Below are 21,567 nucleotides of genomic sequence, written 5' to 3' on the forward strand. Positions count from 1 at the left end.
CACCATGGCGTTCGCTACCGAGCATCCCGTGCTTGCGCACTCCGAATACCGCCCGGTCGAGGATATGGTCCGGGCCGGCGGCCGATTCGAGGTGGTCAGCCCCTACGCGCCGGCCGGTGATCAGCCGGCCGCAATCGACGATCTCCAGCGACGGATCGAGGCGGGGGAGCGCGACGTCGTCCTGCTGGGCGCCACCGGGACCGGTAAGTCGGCCACCACCGCATGGCTGATCGAACGGCTGCAGCGGCCCACGCTGGTGATGGCGCCCAACAAGACGCTGGCCGCCCAGCTCGCCAACGAGCTGCGAGAGATGTTGCCGCACAACGCCGTCGAATACTTCGTGTCGTACTACGACTACTACCAGCCCGAGGCCTACATCGCGCAGACCGACACCTACATCGAGAAGGACAGCTCGATCAACGACGACGTCGAGCGGTTGCGGCACTCTGCGACGTCGTCGCTGCTGTCGCGGCGCGACGTGGTGGTGGTCGCCTCGGTGTCCTGCATTTACGGCCTCGGCACGCCACAGTCCTACCTGGACCGATCGGTGGAATTGAAGGTCGGCACCGAGGTGCCGCGCGACGGCCTGTTGCGCCTGCTCGTCGACGTGCAGTACACCCGCAACGACATGTCGTTCACCCGCGGCACGTTCCGGGTCCGCGGCGACACCGTCGAGATCATCCCGTCCTACGAGGAACTCGCGCTGCGAATCGAGTACTTCGGCGACGAGATCGAGGCGCTCTACTACATGCATCCGTTGACGGGTGACGTTGTGCGACAAGTCGATTCGCTCCGCGTCTTCCCAGCGACCCACTATGTGGCCGGCCCGGAGCGGATGGCGCACGCGATCTCGACGATCGAACAGGAACTCGAGGAGCGGCTCGCCGAACTCGAAGGCCAGGGCAAGCTGCTCGAGGCCCAGCGGCTGCGAATGCGGACGAACTACGACGTCGAGATGATGCGCCAGGTCGGGTTCTGCTCCGGCATCGAGAACTACTCGCGACACATCGACGATCGCGGACCGGGCTCGCCACCCGCGACGCTGCTGGACTACTTCCCCGAAGACTTCCTGATGGTGATCGACGAGTCGCACGTCACCGTGCCGCAGATCGGGGGCATGTACGAGGGCGACATGTCGCGCAAGCGGAACCTGGTCGAGTTCGGGTTCCGGCTGCCGTCGGCGTGCGACAACCGGCCGCTGACGTGGGAGGAGTTCGCTGACCGGATCGGGCAGACGGTCTACCTGTCGGCGACGCCCGGCCCCTACGAGCTCAGCCAGGCCGCCGGTGAGTTCGTCGAACAGGTGATTCGCCCGACCGGCCTGGTCGACCCGAAGGTCGTGGTGAAGCCGACCAAGGGGCAGATCGACGACCTGATCGGCGAGATCCGCAAGCGCGCCGAGGCCGACCAGCGGATCCTGGTGACGACGCTGACCAAGAAAATGGCCGAGGACCTCACCGACTACCTGCTGGAACTCGGTATCCGGGTGCGGTACCTGCACTCCGAGGTCGACACGCTGCGCCGGGTGGAACTGTTGCGACAGCTGCGAATGGGCGACTACGACGTGCTGATCGGCATCAACCTGCTGCGTGAGGGCCTCGACCTGCCGGAGGTGTCGCTGGTCGCGATCCTCGACGCCGACAAGGAAGGATTCCTGCGCTCGTCGCGCAGCCTGATCCAGACCATCGGCCGCGCGGCGCGCAACGTCTCCGGCGAGGTCCACATGTACGCCGACAAGATCACCGACTCGATGCGGGAGGCGATCGACGAGACCGATCGGCGCCGCGCCAAGCAGATCGCCTACAACGAAGAGAACGGCATCGACCCGCAGCCGCTGCGCAAGAAGATCGCCGACATCCTCGACCAGGTGTACCGCGAGGCAGACGACACCGCCGGCGTGGAAATCGGTGGCTCCGGCCGTAATTCGTCTCGCGGCCGGCGCGCGCCGGGTGAACCGGGCCGGGCCGTCAGCGCCGGGGTCATCGAGGGCCGGGACACCGCCAACATGCCCCGCGCCGAGCTGGCCGACCTGATCAAGGACCTCACCGAGCAGATGATGACTGCGGCCCGCGACCTGCAGTTCGAACTGGCCGCCCGATTCCGCGACGAGATTCACGACCTCAAGAAAGAGCTGCGCGGGATGGACGCCGCCGGGCTCAAGTGAGCGGGGCACCGGCGGACGACAGCTGGCGCTCGCTTCTCGGCCCTAGCCACCTGGGCACCTCAACGCTGCTCGCCGGCGGGGTGGCGCTGTACGCGACCAACGAGTTCCTCACCGTCAGCCTGTTGCCGAGCGCGATCGCCGAGATCGGCGGCGCACGGCTCTACGCCTGGGTGACGACGCTGTACCTGCTGGGGTCGGTGGCCGCGGCGGCGACGGTGAACGTGACGCTGCTGCGGGTCGGTGCCCGTTGGTCATTCCTGTTGGGGCTGCTCGTGTTCGGGCTCGGCAGCATCGTGTGCACGGCGGCCCCGGGGATGGCGGTGCTGCTGCTGGGTCGAACGCTGCAGGGTGCGGCCGGGGGGCTGTTGGCCGGCCTGGGCTATGCGCTGATCACCACCACGCTGCCGCGGGCGCTGTGGACGAGGGCTTCGGCGCTGGTCTCGGCGATGTGGGGCGTGGCGACGGTGATCGGTCCCGCGGCGGGCGGTCTGTTCGCCCAGTTCGGCCTGTGGCGTGGGGCTTTCGGCGTGATGGCCGCGCTGTCGGTGGTGATGGGTGTGTTGGTCCCGGCGGTATTGCCCGCCGGCCACGCCGAACCGGGACAGCCCGTGCAGGCGCCGCACGTGCCCAAGTGGTCGGTGCTGGTGTTGAGTGCGGCGGCGCTGACCGTCAGCATCGCGCAGGTTCCGACGAACGTCGCACTGACCGTGACGCTGCTCGCGCTGAGCACGGCCTTGATCGTCGCATTCGTCATTGTCGACCGGCGGGCGACGGCGAAAGTGCTGCCGCCGAGCATGTTCGGCCCCGGCCCGTTGAAGTGGATCTACTTGGCGCTGGCGGTGCTGATGATGTCGGCGATGGTCGACATGTATGTGCCGCTGTTCGGGCAGCGCTTGGCGCACCTGGTGCCGGTGGTTGCCGGATTTCTCGGCGCCGAACTGGCCATCGGGTGGGCGGTCAGCGAAATAGTCAGCGCGTCGCTGAAGAGTGAGCGGGCCATCAGACGCGTCGTGGTGGCGGCGCCGCTGACGATCACGCTCGGGCTGACCCTCGCGGCTGTCACCCAGGTGGAGAACGCGCCGGCGAGCCTGGTCGTGACGTGGGCCGCCGCGCTGACGCTCACGGGGGTGGGTCTCGGGGCGGGTTGGCCGCACTTGTCGGCATGGGCAATGCACTGCGTCGACGAGAACGAGGGCGCCGCCGCGGGCGCGGCGATCAACACGGTCGAGATGATCGCCGGAGCGTTCGGCGCGGGCCTGGCCGGGGTCGTCGTCAACAGCGCGCAGGGCGGTGTGGTGGTCGCCGCGCGGGCGCTGTTCGCGGTGTTCGCCGCCGTCGGCATCCTGGGAATGCTCGCCGCGCGCCGTGCCGTTCGCGGATTGAGTTCTTAGCCAGAGACTTTCAGCGGATCGACTTGATCACCTGCGTGCGGTGAAATTGCCACCGCTCGACGATGTGGAAGCCGACGTTCTGCGGCACCAGATAGGCCGGCGTGCGGGCCAGCACGCGGCCCGGTGGAAGTGATTGTCCGGCCTGATGATTCGGCAATTTCGTGTCATGCGTGGAGATGGTCCACAAGGTGGTGCACTTGTACAACCGGCCGACGATCAGCCACACCGCGATGTGGCCGTCCCACAGCGTCTCCCGCTTGGGCGCCGGCACACCCCGGCCGACGTCGACCAGTGGCGCGAAGGCCGCCGGGCGGGCGGCGAGCAGCGCACGAACCGGACCCGGCAGCCAGCCGACGGTGTTGTCGACGAGCAGACAGTCCCCGGGTGCCGCCTCGGCGGTGATGATGTCTGCGACGTCGCTGTAGTCCCAGCCCTCTTTGGCGTATCGCTGCCGTTGCGACAGAACGAAATTCGGCGCCGCCGCGACGGTGAGCGCGACCAGCACCAGGGCGATCCACCGCGGCCGCCGAGCGATCGCGACGATGCAGATGGCCAGCACGACCGCCATCGCCGGTGCGGTGAAGAACAGGTAGCGCGGGTAGTAGAACGGATCACTGAGTGCCGAATAGACCACGCTGATGGCGGTAGGCACCAGCGACCACGCCGCGCACACGATCAGCGCCCGGCGGGTGTCGCCGTTCGCCTGCCATCGGCCGGTGTATCGAATCGTCAGCGCGGCAACGAAAATCAGGGCCACCAGGATGGCGAACGGAACGCTGTTGTCGAAGTACTGGTGCAATAGGACGTCGAGCAGGCTGTGCCAACTCAACGGATGAATCCACGCGACCTGGAAGCTCTGGCCGTGTGCGAACAGCATCAGTGGCGTCAAGGCGCCGACCGCGACCGCCGACGAGACCGCCCACGACACCACCACGGAGCGTTGCCGACGCAGCGTCGGCGTGATGACCGCGTAGGCGGGCACCAGCAGCACCAGGTAGACGTTCAGCAGGATCGAGATCATCAGCGCCAGCGCGTAGGCCGTCCACAGCCACCACCGATTCCGCCTGATCGCGGTGAGCAGCAAGACGGTCAGCCAGACCGCCGCGACCGCCGTCAGCGCGTACGAACGAGCCTCGATCGCCGCCCAGGTCACCCGGGGCAGGATCGCGAAGACGACGCCCGCGCACACCGCAGTGCTGCGCGGTAGGAACTGCCGGGCGAAGACCACCACGCCGGCCGCTGCAACGCCGACGGCGATGCAGCCAGGCACGCGTGACCAGAACTCGGTCGGCGGAGACAGGCAAAACCACCCGTGCATCACCAGGTAGAACAAGCCGTGCACGGCGTCGATGTGCCCGAGGAGCCGCCACAGGTCGGGAATCGAGCGGCTCGCCGAGGCCGAGATGGTCGCGCTCTCGTCGAACCACAGGGACGGCCGGCTGGCCGCGATGCTGCCGATGAGCGCGGCCAGCAGCGCGACGGCGAGCGGGTCGAACAACCGACCCGGGTACCGCGGACGCCCCTGGGGGGCAGCGCACTCCGTGGTGGGTTCTTCGAGCGTGGAAACAACCATGATGTGTGTCACTGTAAGGCCAGTGTGGTGAAGCTGCTTACCCGTCCGGCCTGCTCACGGGCCACTTTTGCCGCTGGAGCCGATGCGATCGGTCTATCGAACGGCTCGCTTCGACCGCGAAAAAACCGCAGTGTCAACGGAATTCGATGCGCTGAGTGACTACTGACGAGCATAGGTGCCGGAATCGGCGCCGCGGAATGCGCGTGAGTCCGAGTAATGCCAACCGAATCGGCGTGTTTCAATCCGACCACTCACCCCCGGCAAACCGTTACTGTCTTTGGTTGGCGAAGCAACCGACACCTGGGAGGGTAAATGAGCGCCTATCGGACCGTGGTGGTGGGAACCGACGGCTCGGACTCGTCGCTACGTGCGGTGGAGAAGGCAGGAAGCATCGCCGGGTCCGACGCGAAGCTGATCGTCGCGACCGCCTACTTGCCGTCGGGCGACGACTCCCGCGCCGCCGACGCACTGAAGGACGAGAGCTACAAGGTGTCGGGCAGCGCCCCGATCTACGCGATCCTGCGCGAGGCGAAGGAGCGGGCCAGCGCCGCGGGAGCGCAGAACGTCGAGGAACGATCGGTGGTCGGCGCCCCCGTCGACGCGCTGGTGGGCCTCGCCGAAGAGGTCGGTGCCGATCTTCTGGTGGTAGGCAACGTCGGCCTCAGCACGATCGCCGGCCGACTGCTGGGCTCGGTGCCCGCGAACGTCTCGCGGCGCGCCAAAGTCGACGTGCTGATCGTCCACACCTCGTAAGCGGTCTTTCTCGCGTCGACCGGTGATCGACACCGCGAAGTACGGGCCGTGGGCGCTGATCGCGGGCGGCTCGGAAGGTGTCGGCGCCGAGTTCGCCATGCTGCTCGCCGGAGCGGGCCTGAATCTCGTCCTGGTAGCCCGCTCAGCGACAGGGCTTGACGAGACGGCAACACGGTGTCGCCGGCATGGCGGTGAAATCCGAACTCTCCAAGCAGATTTGAGTGATCCCGCCGTCTGCGATCAAATCGCGGCGGCGACGAGCGGGCTCGAGGTCGGCCTGCTGATCCTGGTCGCCGGCGCGAATACGCACAGCCACGAGTTCCTCGACGGCGATCTCGCCGAGTTTCACCGGGTGATCGATCTCAACGTGTCGACGCCGCTCGCGCTCACGCAGCACTACGGGCGGGCGATGCGTCAGCGGGGCCGCGGCGGCATCGTGGTGCTCGGATCGCTGTCCGGCTATCTCGGGTCGGCGCGGCACACGGTGTACGGCGGCGTGAAGGCCTTCTCCCGGATCTTCGCCGAGGGGCTGTGGCTGGAACTGCGCGAACACGGCGTCGACGTGCTGGAACTGGTGCTGGGGGTGACGCGCACACCCGCCATGGAACGCATCGGCCTGAATTTCGACGCACCCGGCGTGATCGTCACCGACCCGGCCGACGTCGCGCGCGAAGGTCTGGAATGGCTGGGCCGCGGCCCGGTCCACATCGTCAGCGGCAACGAGCGGATCGTGAGCGCGCGTAGCGATCCCGACCGGGCCACTGCCGTTCTCGCCGCCCATCGCACGATGCAGCGGCTGTTGCACGCGGAGAGGAACCCCGATGGCGGTGGAGGATCGGCTCGAGGCGCTGGAACGACGCCTGCGCAGCGTTGAGGACGAGTTGGCGATCCGGCGCCTGTTGGCGTCCTACGGACCACTCGTCGACGCCGGCGACGGGGACACTGTCGCGGCGCTGTGGACCGAGGACGGCCAATACGACGTCGACGGCTGGGTCATGCGCGGCCGGTCGGACGTCGCCGCGATGGTGCAGTCATCGGGGCATCAGAGCATGATCAGCGCCGGCGCCGCCCATTTTCTCGGTCCAGTGTGCCTGCGGGTCGACGGCGACAACGCCATCGCGGTGTGCGAGTCCATCGTCGTGCGGCACGACGATGAGGGCCGCGGCTACCGGGTGTGGCGGGCCGGGGCCAACCACGTCACGCTGCGACGGACCGACGAGGGTTGGCGAATCGTCAGGCGGACCACCCGCGCGCTGGACGGGTCCAGCGATGCCCGCAACGTGCTCGCCGCCGGTGCGACTGGCCGGCCGCTGTGACGGGCCCGCTCGACGGCAAGGTTGCTCTGGTCACCGGCGCGGGAGCGGGAATCGGCGAGGCCATCGCCCGTCGATTTGCCGAAGCCGGTGCCAGAGTCGTTGTCGCCGAACGGGATACCGACAGTGGCCGCGAGGTCGCGGAAGCGATCGACGGGCTGTTCGTCTCGGTCGACGTCGCAGTCCGCGACCAGGTGGAAGACGCCGTCGCGCAGGCTGTTTCAGCCTATGGCTCGATCGATGTCGTGGTGAACAACGCCTGGGGCGGCGGATCGATGAGCCGGGTGGAGAACAAGACCGACCGGCAACTCAGCGACGGCATCGCGATCGCCTACTACGGCCCGTTCTGGGCGATGCGAGCCGCGTTGCCGCACATGCGATCCCGCGGCTGGGGCCGGGTGATCAACATCTGCAGTCTCAACGGCGTCAACGCGCACATGGGGACGCTGGAATACAACGCGGCCAAGGAGGCGCTGCGCGCGTTGACCCGGACCGCGGCCCGGGAGTGGGCGCCCTTCGGCATCACCGTCAACGCCGTCTGCCCCGCGGCCAAGAGCGCCGCATTCCTGCGGGCTCTGGGCGACAACCCGGACGTCGCCGCGTTCGCCGACTCGATGAACCCGATGGGGCGGATCGGGGACCCCTATCTCGACATCGCGCCGGTGGCGCTGTTCCTGGCGAGCGAGGACTGCCGGTACCTGACCGGCAACACGCTATTCGTCGACGGCGGCAGTCACATCAACGGCGTGGCCTGGGCGCCCGATCTGGACGCGTAACATGCGGCGCCGCAGCGCTTTACCAGCCGCGCCGCAGCGCTTTACCAGCCGCGCTCGCGCCACTCGGCCAAATGCGGCCGCTCGGCGCCAATGGTGGTGTCGTCGCCGTGGCCGGGGTAGACGACGGTGTCGTCGCCGAACCGGTCGAATACCCGGGTGCTGACGTCGTCGATCAACTGCTCGAAATCGCCAGGCTGCCAGGTCTTGCCGACGCCGCCGGGAAACAGGCAGTCGCCGGTGAACAACTGGGTGACACCTCCGGTGGCCGGCCCGTCGAGCGCGAGTGCCACCGATCCAGGGGTGTGTCCGCGCAGATGGATAACGTCGAAGGTCAGCTCGCCGATCCGGATGGTGTCGCCGCCGGTGAGCAACCGATCGGGCCGCACCGGTAGCGGCTCGGCGTCCACCTCGTGTGCCGCGGTCGGCGCGCCGGTGGCGGCGGCCACCGCTTCGAGCGCCTGCCAGTGGTCGAAATGCTGGTGGCTGGTGACGATCAGCGACACGTTCGGGGCGTGGGCGTGGACCAGTTCGACCAGATCGTCCGCGTCGTTGGCGGCGTCGATCAGCAGCGTCTCGCCCGTCGCGGAACAGGTGACCAGGTAGACGTTGTTGTCCATGGGGCCGACCGACGTCTTGACGATCGACACACCCGGCAGTGTTCGCCGGGCCGCACTACCCGCATCGACGTGGCCGGTGTAGTTGTCATCCAAGACGGTCATACCAGTCACGGTACTGGCCGACGGTTGCTTGTCGGTGCGGGCACTTAGCATAGGAACGATGCGTCCGGGCAGCGCCCGGTAATCACCCAGAAAGGGATTGCGTGGCTGATCGCCTGGTCGTTAAGGGTGCGCGTGAGCACAATCTGCGCAGTGTCGATCTTGATTTGCCACGCGATGCGTTGATCGTCTTCACCGGGCTCTCAGGCTCTGGAAAGTCGTCGCTGGCATTCGACACGATCTTTGCCGAGGGGCAGCGGCGCTATGTCGAGTCGCTGTCGGCGTACGCGCGCCAGTTCCTCGGCCAGATGGACAAGCCGGACGTCGACTTCATCGAGGGCCTGTCGCCCGCGGTGTCGATCGACCAGAAGTCGACCAACCGCAACCCACGGTCGACGGTCGGGACCATTACCGAGGTCTACGACTATCTGCGGTTGCTCTACGCCCGCGCCGGCACCCCGCACTGCCCGGTCTGCGGCGAACGCATCGCCAAGCAGACGCCGCAGCAGATCGTCGACCAGGTGCTGGTCATGCCCGAAGGCACCCGCTTCCAAGTGCTGGCCCCGGTGGTGCGCACCCGCAAGGGCGAATTCGCCGACCTCTTCGAGAAGCTCAACGCGCAGGGCTACAGCAGGGTCCGGGTCGACGGCACGGTGCATCCGCTGACCGATCCGCCGAAGCTGAAGAAGCAGGAGAAGCACGACATCGAGGTCGTCATCGACCGCCTCACCGTCAAGGCCAGCGCCAAACAGCGGCTCACCGACTCCGTCGAGACCGCGCTCAATCTGGCCGACGGGATCGTCGTGCTCGAATTCGTCGACCAGGAACACGACGCTCACAATCGCGAGCAGCGTTTCTCCGAGAAGCTGGCGTGCCCCAACGGGCACTCGCTGGCGGTCGACGACCTCGAGCCGCGGTCGTTCTCGTTCAACTCGCCCTACGGCGCCTGCCCTGAGTGTGTCGGTCTGGGCATCCGCAAGGAGGTCGACCCCGAACTGGTGGTCCCGGATCCGGACCGCACGCTGGCCGAGGGTGCCGTCGCGCCGTGGTCGATGGGCCACACCGCCGAGTACTTCACCCGGATGCTGGCCAGCCTCGGCGACACGATGGGCTTCGACGTCGACACCCCGTGGCGCAAGCTCCCGGTCAAGGCGCGCAAGGCGATCCTCGAGGGATGCGACGAGCAGGTTCACGTCAAGTACCGCAACCGCTACGGCCGTACCCGCTCCTACTACGCCGATTTCGAGGGCGTGCTGGCGTTCCTGGAGCGCAAGCTCGACCAGACCGAGTCCGAGCTGATGAAGGAACGCTACGAGGGCTTCATGCGTGACGTGCCGTGTCCGGAGTGCAACGGGACGCGACTCAAGCCGGAGATCCTCGCGGTCACGCTCGCCGCGGGGAAGTACGGTGCCAAGTCGATCGCCGAGGTGTGTGAGCTCTCGATCAACGATTGCGCCGACTTCCTCAATGCGCTCACCCTCGGCACCCGCGAGCAGGCGATCGCCGGTCAGGTGCTCAAGGAGATCCAGTCACGACTGGGCTTCCTGCTCGATGTCGGCCTGGAATACCTGTCGCTGTCCCGGGCGGCGGGCACGCTGTCCGGCGGCGAGGCGCAACGCATTCGCCTGGCCACCCAGATCGGCTCCGGTCTGGTCGGCGTGCTGTACGTGCTCGACGAGCCGTCCATCGGCCTGCACCAGCGCGACAACCGCCGGCTCATCGAAACCCTCACGCGCCTGAGGAATCTCGGCAACACGCTGATTGTCGTCGAGCACGACGAGGACACCATCGCGCACGCCGACTGGGTGGTCGACATCGGCCCCGGCGCCGGCGAGCACGGCGGACACATCGTGCACAGTGGCACCTACGCCGACCTGCTGGCGAACAAGGAGTCGATCACCGGCGCCTTCCTGTCGGGCAAGGAAAGCATTGTGGCGCCGGACATTCGGCGCCCTATCGACAAGAAGCGGCACCTCACCGTCGTCGGCGCCAACGAACACAACCTGCGCGGCATCGACGTCATGTTCCCGCTCGGCGTGCTGACCTCGGTCACGGGAGTGTCGGGGTCGGGCAAGTCGACGTTGGTCAACGACATTCTGGCGTCGGTGCTAGCGAACCGGCTCAACGGCGCCCGCCATGTTCCGGGCCGGCACACCCGCGTCACCGGCCTGGACAGCGTCGACAAGCTGGTCCGCGTCGACCAGTCGCCGATCGGCCGCACCCCGCGGTCCAACCCCGCCACCTACACGGGCGTCTTCGACAAGATCCGCACCCTGTTTGCGGCCACCACTGAGGCCAAGGTGCGTGGCTACCAGCCGGGTCGATTCTCGTTCAACGTCAAGGGCGGTCGCTGCGAGGCCTGCACGGGCGACGGCACGATCAAGATCGAGATGAACTTCCTGCCGGACGTGTACGTGCCCTGCGAGGTGTGCAACGGCGCCCGCTACAACCGCGAGACCCTCGAGGTGCACTACAAGGGCAAGACCATCTCCGAAGTGCTCGACATGTCGATCGAGGAAGCCGCGGAGTTCTTCCAGCCGATCACCGGCATCCACCGCTACCTGCGCACGCTGGTCGACGTCGGGCTGGGGTATGTGCGGCTGGGCCAGCCGGCGCCAACGCTGTCCGGCGGTGAGGCGCAGCGGGTGAAGCTGGCGTCGGAGTTGCAGAAGCGCTCGACCGGGCGCACCGTCTACATCCTCGACGAGCCGACCACAGGTCTGCACTTCGAGGACATCCGCAAGCTGCTCGACGTCATCAATGGCCTTGTCGACAAGGGCAATTCGGTGATCGTCATCGAGCACAACCTGGACGTGATCAAGACCTCGGACTGGATCATCGACATGGGACCCGAGGGCGGAGCCGGCGGCGGGACCATCGTCGCTCAGGGCACGCCGGAGGATGTGATGGCGGTGCCGGAGAGCTACACCGGTAAGTTCCTCGCGGAAGTCCTCGCCGACACCCGCAAGCCCGCAGCGACGAAGCGAACGACCAAGCGCCGCAAGGTCAGCGCGTAGCGGCGCCGGCTTTCGACAGGGGCGAGGGAAACCTCGGTTTGACCCGCAGGCCGTCGAGCCACGAGGTCAGCTCGACCGCCCGTCGCGTGAGCTCCCTGCGACCATCGCGCCCGGGATCCTCGAGGAGCTGCAGCTGGACGCAGGCGTCGCCGTCCTGGTACCAGCCCCCCACGACGCGCCCGTTCCACCACGCCGTGGGCCCGGCGTTGCCGTTGCGGTCGAAGACCTGGTCGCGATGCCGGCCGAGATACCAGTCGCGGTCGAACCACCCCATCGTGGTGACGTCGAGCCCCGGCAGCAACGCCGCCGCGGGCGCGGCTGCCGGCCGATCGTCCAGGTCGTCGGCCAATACGTACCCGGGTCCGCAGTCCAGCGCGACTTCCACGACCCCGAGGTCGTCCAATGCCTTCCGCGTCGCGGTCAGGGTGGTGCCGAACCACCACTTGACGTCGGCGGCGGTCGCCGGCCCGAAGGTGTGCAGCCATCGCCGGGTAAGCGCCGCGAACGCCTCGTCCGCGGGTGCCTGCGGGCCCAGCCAGTCCTCGGCGAGCGCCCACCGGGGCCGCGACCTGGTCCAGGGTCCGTCGTTGGGTCCGCGGACGATTTCGCCCCGCGCCGACAGCACAGTCAGCACCCGGGGCGCCACCGGAACGGCTCCGCCCCAGGGCTTTCCGGGCGCGGGGTCGTAGGTCCCGTCGATCTCGGTCAGCGCCGCGCGCAGTTCGGTACTACTGAGCGGCCCGTGCGTGCCCAGATGCCGCAGCACCGCGGAGCATGCCGTCGTCAGCCACTGTTCACCGTCTGCGGTCACCTCCGCCTTGTGCAGGTCGCCGACCAGCTTGCGGTGCTCGTTGGCGGCAACGCGGTCACTCGCGGCAGCCTGCACGATCGGCAAATCTTCGGCAGCCACTACCCACAGGGTCCGACGCATAGCCAAATGCCTTACCAGCGAACGGCTTTGGTATAGCTCCCGCTCGAGGTCAGACGCGACGAAGCCGGGACACCGGGCCCAGAGCGACAGGAAGGGCGTGACCGGATCGGTGGCGTGCAGGCCCACCAGGGCGGTGGTGGCCTCGACGATTGAATCTCCCAGCGCGCCGAAGTGACGGCTCATCAATCTGCTGCGCCGCTCGTCGTCGGTGAACCGAGGCACACCGCCCTTGCGGCTCAATGTTCGTCGTCGTGCATCGACTCGCGTATCTGGGCCAGCCGTTCCGCGGCGGCACGCTGCCGCGCCTCGAACTGCTCATCGACGTCGCGGCCTTCGGGGGTCTCGGCGCTCAATTCCGCTGAGCCGATGGAGGTTTCGTAGCGCGACTCGATCTTCTCGCGGACCGCGTCGAACGTCGGCACCCCCGAGCTGGTGTAGCCGGTGTCGGCGTCGGGGGTTTCGGGTTCGTCGGGCACGATCTCACGCTACCCGTGGCGGGTCCGGTAGCGCACCATCTGCCGCCAATAGCCCGGCGTCAGCGGCCTACCGGCCCGGTCGGTAGGTCCGGTGTATCGAGTCGACCGGCCAGCCACGGCAGCGCAGCGGCGAACGCGGTGCTGGCGAAGGGCCAGTCGTGCTTGCCTGGTTGCGCGACGATCAAGCAGTCGATGCCGTTGGCGCGGCCGAGCGCACACAACGACTCGGCTGCCGCTGCCTGGTCGCCGGGGCCAACTGACTGCCGGCCGGTCAGCGTCGTGTCGCCGACATCGGTTACCATCCCGTGCGGACGTTTCGACGGACCGCTCGAAGACACGTCAAACCAGCCGGAAACCCCTTGGTAATGGCCATGTTTGGCGATCACGGTGGCGGGGTCGAATGCCGCCCAGGCGCCGGCGTCGCCGCCGAACAACCGGGCGATTGTCTGCGCCTTGGTTCCGGTCTCGGGCCCCAGGTTGCCGGAGATGTCGACGAACGCACTGAACAGCTCCGGGTGCATGACGGTCAGATCGAGCGCGCAGGTCCCTCCCATCGACCAGCCCACGACGCCCCAGTTGGCCGCGTCGGGCCCGACCCCGAATCGCGAGTTCACGAACGGCACAACGTCTTTGGTGAGATGGTCGGCCGCGTTTCCGCGGATGCCGTTGACGCATTCGGTGTCGTTGTTGAACGCTCCGCCGGAGTCTACGAACACGAAGACCGGGGCATTACCGCCGTGCGCGGCCGCGAAGTCGTCGATCGTCTTGGCGGCATTACCAGCGCGCAGCCAGTCCGCGGGCGTGTTGAACTCGCCGCCGATCATCATCACCGCCGGCAGCGCCGGCGGGGGACTGCTCGCGAACCAGGCCGGGGGCAGGTAGACGACCTCGCCGCGATGCTTGAAGTGCGACGCGTCGTCCGAGATCGTCACCGGGACGACAATCCCGTGCGCGGGCTGCATTCCGGCGGCCGCCATCGCGGCGACGCCGGCCACGTCGGTCTGGTGGGGCAGCGGACCTTCCGTCAGTTGATCCCACGCCGTCTGCACGGTGGGGAAGTAGCCGACCCAGAGATTGAGCGTCAACGCGGCGCTGAGCAGACACAGCGGCACGGCCAGCACCGAGACGCCGCGCCGCCACCACCGGGCATGACGCCAGCCGACGACCAGAATCGTGGCGGCGGCACCGGTGCCGGCGATCCACCACCACAGCAGGTGCGGTGCGGGGTCGTCGGCCAGGCCGCGATTGTCGATGTACCAGTGCGACAGGCCCGCGGCGGCGGCGCCGAGCATCGCGGCCGCGGGAAGACACAACAGGCGCCAGGACCACGACCGGCGCGCGATCGCGAGCACCAGCAGAACCCCGGCCAGGGCTTGCACGACGCCGGGCACCCAGCCATGCATCAGCGAGGTGTGGTTGTCGGCCAGCACCGCGAAAGGGAGGTTCGCCATTGAACCCGTCACGCGGTCCATTGTCATCTTTTTTGCGTGCTGTGAGCATGACTTTTGCGGATCTGTTAGCCCGCGTGTTGCGCGTCGTCGAGTTGGCTAGCGCGGCTTGGCCAAGGGGAACGGCAGCGTCTCGCGGATACTGCGACCGGTGATCAGCATGACGACCCGGTCGACGCCCATCCCGAGGCCACCGGTCGGGGGCATCGCGTACTCCATGGCCTGCAGGAAGTCCTCGTCGAGTTCCATGGCCTCGGGGTCGCCGCCCGCGGCCAGGTACGACTGCTCCTCGAGACGACGGCGCTGCTCGACGGGGTCGGTGAGTTCGCTGTAGGCGGTGCCCAATTCGACGCCCCACGCCACCAGGTCCCAGCGCTCGGCCAGACCGGGCCGGCTGCGATGCGGCCGGGTCAGCGGAGACACCGACAGCGGGAAGTCGATGTAGTACGTCGGGTTCTCGGTGCGGGCCTCGACCAGATGTTCGTACAACTCCAGGACGACAGCGCCGGCGTCCCAACGCGCCAGGTACGGAATGCCCGCCGCGTCCGACAATTGCCGCAGCGTGGTCAGGTCGGTGCCGGCGTCGACTTGCTCGCCGAGCGCCTCGGACACCGCGTCGTGGACGGTCTTCACCGGCCAGATGCCGGAGATGTCAACCTTTTCCAGCGCGCCGCCGGCCGTGGGCCGCAGCACCACCTGAGCGCCGTTGGCTGCCTGCGCGGCGTTCTGAATGAGCTCGCGGCTGCCGTCGATCCAGTCCTTGTAGTCGGCGTGTGCCTGGTAGGCCTCCAGGAGGGTGAACTCCGGGTTGTGGCTGAAGTCGACACCCTCGTTGCGGAACGCCCGACCCAATTCGAAGACCCGCTCCATGCCGCCGACGCACAACCTCTTCAGGTACAACTCGGGGGCGATCCGCAGATACAGGTCGAGGTCGTAGCTGTTGATGTGGGTGACAAACGGACGGGCGGTCGCACCGCCGTGGATCTGCTGCAGGATCGGGGTTTCGACTTCCAGGAAACCCTTGCCGTTCAGGGTGTCTCGGATCGCGCGGAGGACGCTGCTGCGGGCCGAGATCAGCTCGCGCGACTCAGCGTTGACGGCCAGGTCGACGTAACGGCTGCGCACCCGCGCCTCGGGATCGGTCAGCCCTTTCCACTTGTTCGGCAGCGGCCGCAGGCACTTGCCGATCAGCCGCCAGCGATGCACGATCAGCGACTGGGTGCCGGTCTTGCTGGACCCCATCTTCCCGCTCACCTCGACCAGGTCGCCGAGATCGATGGCCTTGGTGAAATCGCCCGTGCGGCCCTGCGTCAGGACCGAATTATCCAGCAGCAGTTGCACTTCCGCCGACCAGTCGCGCAGCTCGGCGAACAGCACGCCGCCGAAGTCTCGGATTCGCAGCACCCGACCGGACACCGAGACATCGGTATTGTCGCCGGCTGCTAGCGCCTCGCCGACCGAATGGCTCGGCGGCTGCCCGACCGGATAGGCATCAATTCCGCTGTCCTGCAACGCTTTCAGTTTGGATAGCCGGACCCGCATCTGCTCGGGCAGTCGACGGCCGCGTTCGTCGCCGTCGACGATCGCGGCTTCCTGCAGTGCGGCGACGTCCGGTGCGGAGCCGTCGTCATGCAGCAACCCGGTCGCCAGCAACGTCGGCGGCACGGCCGGGTGGTGCCCGGTGTGCTGTTCGTCACGACGGACGAAGGGCAACACCAGGAATCCCTCCGCGATCACCGATGCGACGCCGACCCGCGGGATCATGCGGGTGTCTTCGTAGCAGGCGAAGCGCGGCACCCAATCCGGTTGGTACTTCATGTTGGAGCGATACAAAGTTTCCAGCTGCCACCACCGCGAGAAGAACACCAGGAACCCGCGCCACAACCGGGCCACCGGACCGGCGCCCAGTTGCGCGCCCTGCTCGAATGCGGACCGGAACATGGCGAAGTTCAACGAGATTCGCGTGATGCCGATGCGCTCGGCGTGCAGCGCGAGCTCGCTCACCATGAGTTCGATGGTGCCGTTGGGGGACTGGGGCGAACGTCGCATGAGGTCCAGCGAGACGCCGTTACGTCCCCACGGCACCAGCGAGAGCATCGCGACGACGGTGTCGCCCGGCCCGAGCGCCTCGACCAGCAGGCAGTCGCCGTCGGCCGGATCGCCCAACCGGCCCAGTGCCATCGAGAACCCGCGCTCGTTGTCGGTGTCGCGCCAGGCGTCGGCCCGCGAGGTCACCTGCGCCATCTCGGCGGCTTCGATGTCGTAGTGCCGGCGGATGCGCACCGTCAGCCCGGCGCGACGCGCCCGCGTCACCGCCTGACGCACCCCGCGCATGTCACGGCCAGACAATCGGAACTCAGCCGTCTGCAGAATGGCTTCGTCGCCGAGCTCGAGCGCGTTGAGGCCCGCCTCGCGGAATGCCTTGGCGCCGGCGGCGCTGGCGCCCATGTTGCCTGGGGTCCAGCCGTAGCTCTGGCACAAGGCCAGCCACGCGTCGATGGCCTGCTGCCACGCCCGCGGGTCGCCGATCGGGTCGCCGCTGGCCAGGCAGACGCCCAGCTCGACCCGATAGGTGATGGCCGCGCGACCGCTCGGCGCGAAGACCACCGACTTGTCCCGGCGGGTGGCGAAATACCCCAACGAGTCGTTCTTGCCCCACAATTCGAGCAGGCCGCGGATCGCCGACTCGTCCTCGCCGGTCAGCGCGTTGTCGGCGCGCTGCGACTGGAACAGCACGATCGCGGCGGCGATCAGCGCCATCGCGCTGAACAGACCGAACAGCGCGTTGAGAAAAACCGGCGGACGGCCGGTGAACTGCGCCGACTCGACGACGGCGAACCCGACCACCCGGTTCACCACGTAGAACAGCCGGTCCTCGGGCGCCAGGGTGCGCGGGAACGTTTCGATCAGGCCCCAGGACACCACGATGCCGATCGCCCAGCCGGTCAGCAGCACGCCGGCGGCCTTATAGAGCGCTCCCTGACGCACCTTGGCCCAGAATTCGCGATAGGCGAAGGTGATGACCACGATGGCGGCTAGGTGCAATCCGAGGCCGAGCGTCTCGCCGAAGCTCCTCGCCGGGCTGGGATGCTCGGCGACCAGACCGGCAACGTTGAGGCCGGCCGCCAGCAACAGGTTCAGCTGCAGCGCCCACCAGGCGATGCGTTTGCGCGCGGTCAGCGCGCCGGCCAGCAGGGCCAGCACGAATGACCAGGCGAAGCTGGTGTCGGGGAAGTTGAAGACGAAGTCGTTGATGAACTCGCGCGGTACCCGGATGGCCCACCGGATCACCGGCGAAACGCTGGCTATCAGTGACAACGTGGCGATCACGCCGACGGTCCAGCCGGCGGCTGCCGGCACCCAGCGGAGCCGGGATGTCGACTCGCTCCGTGGGCGGGACGCAGTGAGGGTCACAGACGGCGAGGATATTCGGTATCGCTATGGAATGCCTATGATCCGGCTGGCAGGAAATCGGTCGTGTCGGCCGTTTGCCACCGCCGGCCGGGGCCGTCGCCGCAGCGACGTGTCAGAGCAGGGCGTCGTGACTGGTAGACTCCTGTCCGCGACCGTCTCCGGCATAGCCAGAGACAGCAAGTGGAGTCCCGCTCCCACCGTTGGCCTCGAAGGCTCAGCGGTCCGGTCACCGGCACATCGAGTGCGTCGGTTCCTGCTTTGCGCAGGCGGCCTGTAGAGGCCGTGATCGGTCGGCACCGGGCCCTGCTTATGCAGGGCCTTTTTGCTGATGCGTGGTATCCCAACCGCTGGCTCCGCGTGGAGCAGGCGACGGTGGCGATGGACGAGAAGATCAATGAGGGAGGCCCCATCAGCACTGAGACCCGCGTCAACGAGCGCATCCGCGTACCTGAAGTCCGACTTATCGGCCCCGGAGGGGAGCAGGTAGGCATTGTGCGTATCGAAGACGCCCTTCGCGTCGCCGCGGATGCCGATCTCGACCTTGTCGAAGTTGCGCCGGATGCCAGACCACCGGTCTGCAAGATCATGGACTACGGAAAGTTCAAGTACGAGGCGGCGCAAAAGGCGCGTGAGTCTCGGAAGAACCAGCAACAGACCGTCGTCAAAGAGCAAAAGTTGCGACCCAAGATCGACGATCACGACTACGCGACCAAAAAGGGTCACGTGATCCGATTCTTGGAGGCCGGGGCGAAAGTCAAGGTCACCATCATGTTCCGCGGACGCGAACAGTCGCGACCCGAACTGGGCTTCCGACTGCTGCAGCGCCTCGGCGCCGACGTCGCTGATTACGGGTTCGTCGAGACCTCGGCCAAGCAGGACGGACGCAACATGACGATGGTGCTCGCACCGCACCGCGGCGCCAAGACGCGCGCGCGTGCGGCCGAAGATGCCGCCGGCCCCAGCACCCGGCCCGCACCGGCAGACGACGCCGAACCGTCGCCCAACTGACCACAACAAGACAAGAGGACCGAGAACAGATGCCCAAGGCCAAGACCCACAGCGGAGCGTCGAAGCGATTCCGTCGCACCGGCACCGGCAAGATCGTGCGTGAGAAGGCCGGCCGTCGCCACCTGCTCGAGCACAAGCCCACCAAGCGGACGCGACGCCTGGACGGACGTACCGCGGTGTCGGCCAACGACACCAAGCGCGTCAACAAGATGCTGAACGGCTGACCGGCAGCCACCGCGCCGGAACAACCACTTACCCACGAGATAGGAACACCCCATGGCACGCGTGAAGCGGGCAGTCAATGCCCAGAAGAAGCGCCGCACTATCCTCAAGGCTTCCAAGGGCTATCGCGGCCAGCGGTCCCGCCTCTACCGCAAAGCCAAAGAGCAGCAGCTACATTCGCTGACCTACGCCTACCGCGACCGTCGCGCGCGCAAGGGCGAATTCCGCAAGCTGTGGATCTCCCGGATCAACGCCGCGGCCCGCGCCAACGACATCACCTACAACCGGTTGATCCAGGGCCTGAAGGCCGCCGGCGTCGAGGTCGACCGTAAGAACCTGGCCGAGATCGCGGTCAGCGACGCCGCGGCGTTCACCGCGCTGGTCGAGGTCGCCCGCAAGGCGCTGCCCGCCGACGTGAACGCACCGTCCGGAGAGGCCGCCTAACCGCGCACCCCGGTGCTCACCGAACGATCGACCCGGGTGGTCGCTGCGGCCAAGCTGCATCGGCAGGCAACCCGTCGCCGTAGCGACCGCTTTCTGGTCGAAGGCGCCAACCTGGTCGAGGCCGCGTCGCGGCGCGGGCTGGTCCGAGAGATCTTCGCCACCGAGGCCGCGGCGCAGCGCTACGCGGCGCTATTGGCCGACTCCGGCGCCGCCGTACAGCACGTCACCGAGCGGGCGGCAAAAGCCCTGTCGGACACCGTCACTCCCGCTGGCTTGGTGGCGGTCTGCGAGCACCCGAGCACCAGCTTGGCTGACGTGCTCGGGCTGGCGCCGCGGCTCATCGCCGTCGGTGTAGAGATCGGCGAACCCGGCAATGCCGGCACGCTGATCCGCGTCGCCGACGCCATGGGCGCCGCCGCGGTGGTGTTCCTCGGCCACGGCGTCGACCCCTACAACGGCAAGTGCCTGCGCGCCTCGGCTGGCAGCATCTTCTCGGTCCCTGTCGTCGTCGCGCCGGATGTCGAGGCGGCAATCACCGCCCTGCAGGAAGCCGACCTGCGGGTGCTCGCCACCACGGTAGACGGCGAATTGCCGCTCGACGACGCCGATCTCGCGTTGCCGACGGCGTGGCTGTTCGGCTCTGAGGCCCACGGCCTGTCGACGCAGATCGCCGGGATGGCCGATTCGCGCGTGCGCATCGCGATGTCCGGCGGCGCCCAGAGCCTGAATGTGGCTGCGGCCGCAGCGATTTGCCTCTACGAAAGCGCCAAGGCGCAAACCTAAGCGGCTTTGCCGCGGCCCCGCGCCGGCCGCAGCCCGGCCAGTGAGAACGTGGTGTGAACTAGCGAGCCCGCGCGCTCGAAGAGGGACTTGCGCGGCGGGAAGTAGTGCATCGGCAAGCCACGGCGATCCGATGGCGGCCCCATGAAGCTCGGCGCCTCGATCAGCGGAGCCTTGTCGCAGTCGCGTTCCTCGGCCCGCCGGTAGGCGGCCAAAGCCCGCGGATGCAGCCGGATTTCGTCGGGAACGGCCAGGAAGGCCAACTCGACCAGCTTCCCGAACAACCGCAGCACGACTTCGTCGCCGGGGGTCCAGCGCATGCCGGCCTTCTCGCGCACCGCGGGCTCGAACAAGCCGGCTGCGATCCAACGTTGGCCTGCCACAAGCGGTTTGAATAGCTGGTCCCAGATCGGAGTCGGCATCAAGACGAATTTCGGCTTGGGGATCCGGATTTGGAAGATGTCCAGGGTGGCCTGGTTGATCTCCAGCTCGTCGCGGCCGACCCGTTCCCAGTACTCCTGGAAGTCCTCCCACGACTTCGGCACCGGCCGCATGCTCATGCCGTACATCCGGTACCACTGCACGTGTTCGTCGAACAGCTGTCGCCTCTCGGCCTCGGTCAAGCCGCCGCAGAAATACTCGGCCACCTTGATCACCAGCATGAAGAACGTCGCGTGCGCCCAGTAGAAGGTCTCGGGATTCAGCGCGTGGTAGCGCCGGCCGCTGGCGTCGACGCCCTTGATCGTGTGGTGGTACTGCTTGATCTGCGCTCCGGTGGTCGACGCCCGACCGCCGTCATAGACGACACCCATGATCGGGTACACCGACCGCGCCACCCGCTGCAGCGGTTCACGCAGCAGGATCGAATGCTCCTCCACGCCGGCACCCAGCTCGGGATACATGTTCTGGATGGCGCCGATCCAGACGCCCATCATCCCGGTGCGCAGGTCGCCGAAGTACTTCCACGTCAACGAATCCGGGCCCAGTGGCAGCGCCTCGTCGTCGGGGATCACCGGCTCGTGTGGCGCGTGGGTGGGCGGCATCGACGTCACTGTCATCACAGCCTCCTGCTCCGGGGGTCCCATCCACGATAATGATGACAACAATCGTTGTCTACGATCTGCGGGGCGCGTCGCGGGTG

At 67.6% G+C, this 21,567-nt stretch carries 18 protein-coding genes; 11 read left to right on the forward strand and 7 right to left on the reverse strand.

Features of this window, described 5'->3' with window-relative positions; translation table 11 throughout:
• Positions 1–4 precede the first annotated feature (4 nt).
• Positions 5–2,164: an excinuclease ABC subunit UvrB gene (gene uvrB, locus PT015_RS04855; protein ID WP_285189181.1), complete on the forward strand. Its 2,160-nt coding sequence runs from the start codon at positions 5–7 to the stop codon at positions 2,162–2,164.
• Positions 2,161–3,555: an MFS transporter gene (locus PT015_RS04860; RefSeq protein WP_285189183.1), complete on the forward strand. Its 1,395-nt coding sequence runs from the start codon at positions 2,161–2,163 to the stop codon at positions 3,553–3,555. The genes uvrB and PT015_RS04860 overlap by 4 nt, the downstream gene beginning before the upstream one ends.
• 10 nt (positions 3,556–3,565) lie before the next feature.
• On the opposite strand, the gene PT015_RS04865 is transcribed toward PT015_RS04860, so the two are convergent.
• Positions 3,566–5,128: a mannosyltransferase gene (locus tag PT015_RS04865; RefSeq protein WP_285189184.1), complete on the reverse strand. Its 1,563-nt coding sequence runs from the start codon at positions 5,126–5,128 to the stop codon at positions 3,566–3,568.
• A 312-nt stretch (positions 5,129–5,440) separates the two neighbouring features.
• Here PT015_RS04865 and PT015_RS04870 point away from each other — a divergent pair, with 312 nt between their 5' ends.
• From PT015_RS04870 to PT015_RS04885, 4 genes are read left to right on the forward strand one after another with little or no spacing between them, the layout of a single operon-like run.
• Positions 5,441–5,881 (forward strand): universal stress protein, encoded by a 441-nt coding sequence (locus PT015_RS04870; protein WP_285189187.1) that lies wholly within the window; start codon positions 5,441–5,443, stop codon positions 5,879–5,881.
• 22 nt (positions 5,882–5,903) lie between these two features.
• Positions 5,904–6,755 (forward strand): SDR family NAD(P)-dependent oxidoreductase, encoded by an 852-nt coding sequence (locus PT015_RS04875; protein WP_285189189.1) that lies wholly within the window; start codon positions 5,904–5,906, stop codon positions 6,753–6,755.
• Positions 6,703–7,197: a nuclear transport factor 2 family protein gene (locus tag PT015_RS04880; protein ID WP_285189190.1), complete on the forward strand. Its 495-nt coding sequence runs from the start codon at positions 6,703–6,705 to the stop codon at positions 7,195–7,197. The genes PT015_RS04875 and PT015_RS04880 overlap by 53 nt, the downstream gene beginning before the upstream one ends.
• Positions 7,194–7,970, forward strand: coding sequence for an SDR family NAD(P)-dependent oxidoreductase (locus PT015_RS04885; RefSeq protein WP_285189191.1), 777 nt, complete (start codon positions 7,194–7,196; stop codon positions 7,968–7,970). Before PT015_RS04880 ends, PT015_RS04885 begins: the two co-directional genes overlap by 4 nt.
• 41 nt (positions 7,971–8,011) lie before the next feature.
• Here the strand turns inward: PT015_RS04885 and PT015_RS04890 are convergent, their stop codons facing one another.
• Positions 8,012–8,689: an MBL fold metallo-hydrolase gene (locus tag PT015_RS04890; RefSeq protein ID WP_285189192.1), complete on the reverse strand. Its 678-nt coding sequence runs from the start codon at positions 8,687–8,689 to the stop codon at positions 8,012–8,014.
• A gap of 101 nt (positions 8,690–8,790) precedes the next feature.
• On the opposite strand from PT015_RS04890, the gene uvrA reads away from it, so the two are divergent.
• On the forward strand, positions 8,791–11,703 hold the full coding sequence (uvrA, locus tag PT015_RS04895) for an excinuclease ABC subunit UvrA (RefSeq protein ID WP_285189193.1): 2,913 nt from the start codon (positions 8,791–8,793) through the stop codon (positions 11,701–11,703).
• On the opposite strand, the gene PT015_RS04900 is transcribed toward uvrA, so the two are convergent.
• The 4 genes from PT015_RS04900 to lysX all read right to left on the reverse strand — a co-directional run bounded on the left by PT015_RS04900 (position 11,693) and on the right by lysX (position 17,987).
• On the reverse strand, positions 11,693–12,817 hold the full coding sequence (locus PT015_RS04900) for a winged helix DNA-binding domain-containing protein (protein ID WP_390887932.1): 1,125 nt from the start codon (positions 12,815–12,817) through the stop codon (positions 11,693–11,695). The two genes, uvrA and PT015_RS04900, sit on opposite strands and share 11 nt — an antisense overlap.
• A 53-nt stretch (positions 12,818–12,870) precedes the next feature.
• Positions 12,871–13,110: a hypothetical protein gene (locus PT015_RS04905; protein WP_285189195.1), complete on the reverse strand. Its 240-nt coding sequence runs from the start codon at positions 13,108–13,110 to the stop codon at positions 12,871–12,873.
• A gap of 59 nt (positions 13,111–13,169) precedes the next feature.
• Positions 13,170–14,582, reverse strand: a complete 1,413-nt coding sequence (locus PT015_RS04910) for an alpha/beta hydrolase (RefSeq protein ID WP_390887933.1) — start codon at positions 14,580–14,582, stop codon at positions 13,170–13,172.
• A 75-nt stretch (positions 14,583–14,657) separates the two neighbouring features.
• On the reverse strand, positions 14,658–17,987 hold the full coding sequence (lysX, locus tag PT015_RS04915; protein WP_390887995.1) for a bifunctional lysylphosphatidylglycerol synthetase/lysine--tRNA ligase LysX: 3,330 nt from the start codon (positions 17,985–17,987) through the stop codon (positions 14,658–14,660).
• A gap of 393 nt (positions 17,988–18,380) precedes the next feature.
• On the opposite strand from lysX, the gene infC reads away from it, so the two are divergent.
• The 4 genes from infC to PT015_RS04935 are packed head-to-tail and all read left to right on the forward strand — an operon-like array spanning position 18,381 to position 20,429.
• Positions 18,381–18,980 carry a translation initiation factor IF-3 gene (infC, locus tag PT015_RS04920; RefSeq protein WP_285190932.1) on the forward strand — a complete coding sequence of 200 codons (600 nt, stop codon included), beginning with the start codon at positions 18,381–18,383 and terminating at the stop codon, positions 18,978–18,980.
• 29 nt (positions 18,981–19,009) lie between these two features.
• Positions 19,010–19,204 (forward strand): 50S ribosomal protein L35, encoded by a 195-nt coding sequence (rpmI, locus tag PT015_RS04925; protein WP_285189198.1) that lies wholly within the window; start codon positions 19,010–19,012, stop codon positions 19,202–19,204.
• Between the two features lie 52 nt (positions 19,205–19,256).
• Positions 19,257–19,646, forward strand: a complete 390-nt coding sequence (gene rplT, locus PT015_RS04930) for a 50S ribosomal protein L20 (protein ID WP_285189230.1) — start codon at positions 19,257–19,259, stop codon at positions 19,644–19,646.
• A gap of 12 nt (positions 19,647–19,658) precedes the next feature.
• Complete coding sequence (locus PT015_RS04935) at positions 19,659–20,429, forward strand: TrmH family RNA methyltransferase (protein ID WP_285189231.1); 771 nt, start codon at positions 19,659–19,661, stop codon at positions 20,427–20,429.
• On the opposite strand, the gene PT015_RS04940 is transcribed toward PT015_RS04935, so the two are convergent.
• Positions 20,426–21,469 (reverse strand): oxygenase MpaB family protein, encoded by a 1,044-nt coding sequence (locus tag PT015_RS04940; protein ID WP_285190933.1) that lies wholly within the window; start codon positions 21,467–21,469, stop codon positions 20,426–20,428. The genes PT015_RS04935 and PT015_RS04940 overlap by 4 nt on opposite strands.
• Between the last annotated feature and the right edge of the window lie 98 nt (positions 21,470–21,567).

The sequence above is a fragment of the Candidatus Mycobacterium wuenschmannii genome (assembly GCF_030252325.1).
GTDB classification, from domain to species: Bacteria; Actinomycetota; Actinomycetes; order Mycobacteriales; family Mycobacteriaceae; genus Mycobacterium; species Mycobacterium wuenschmannii.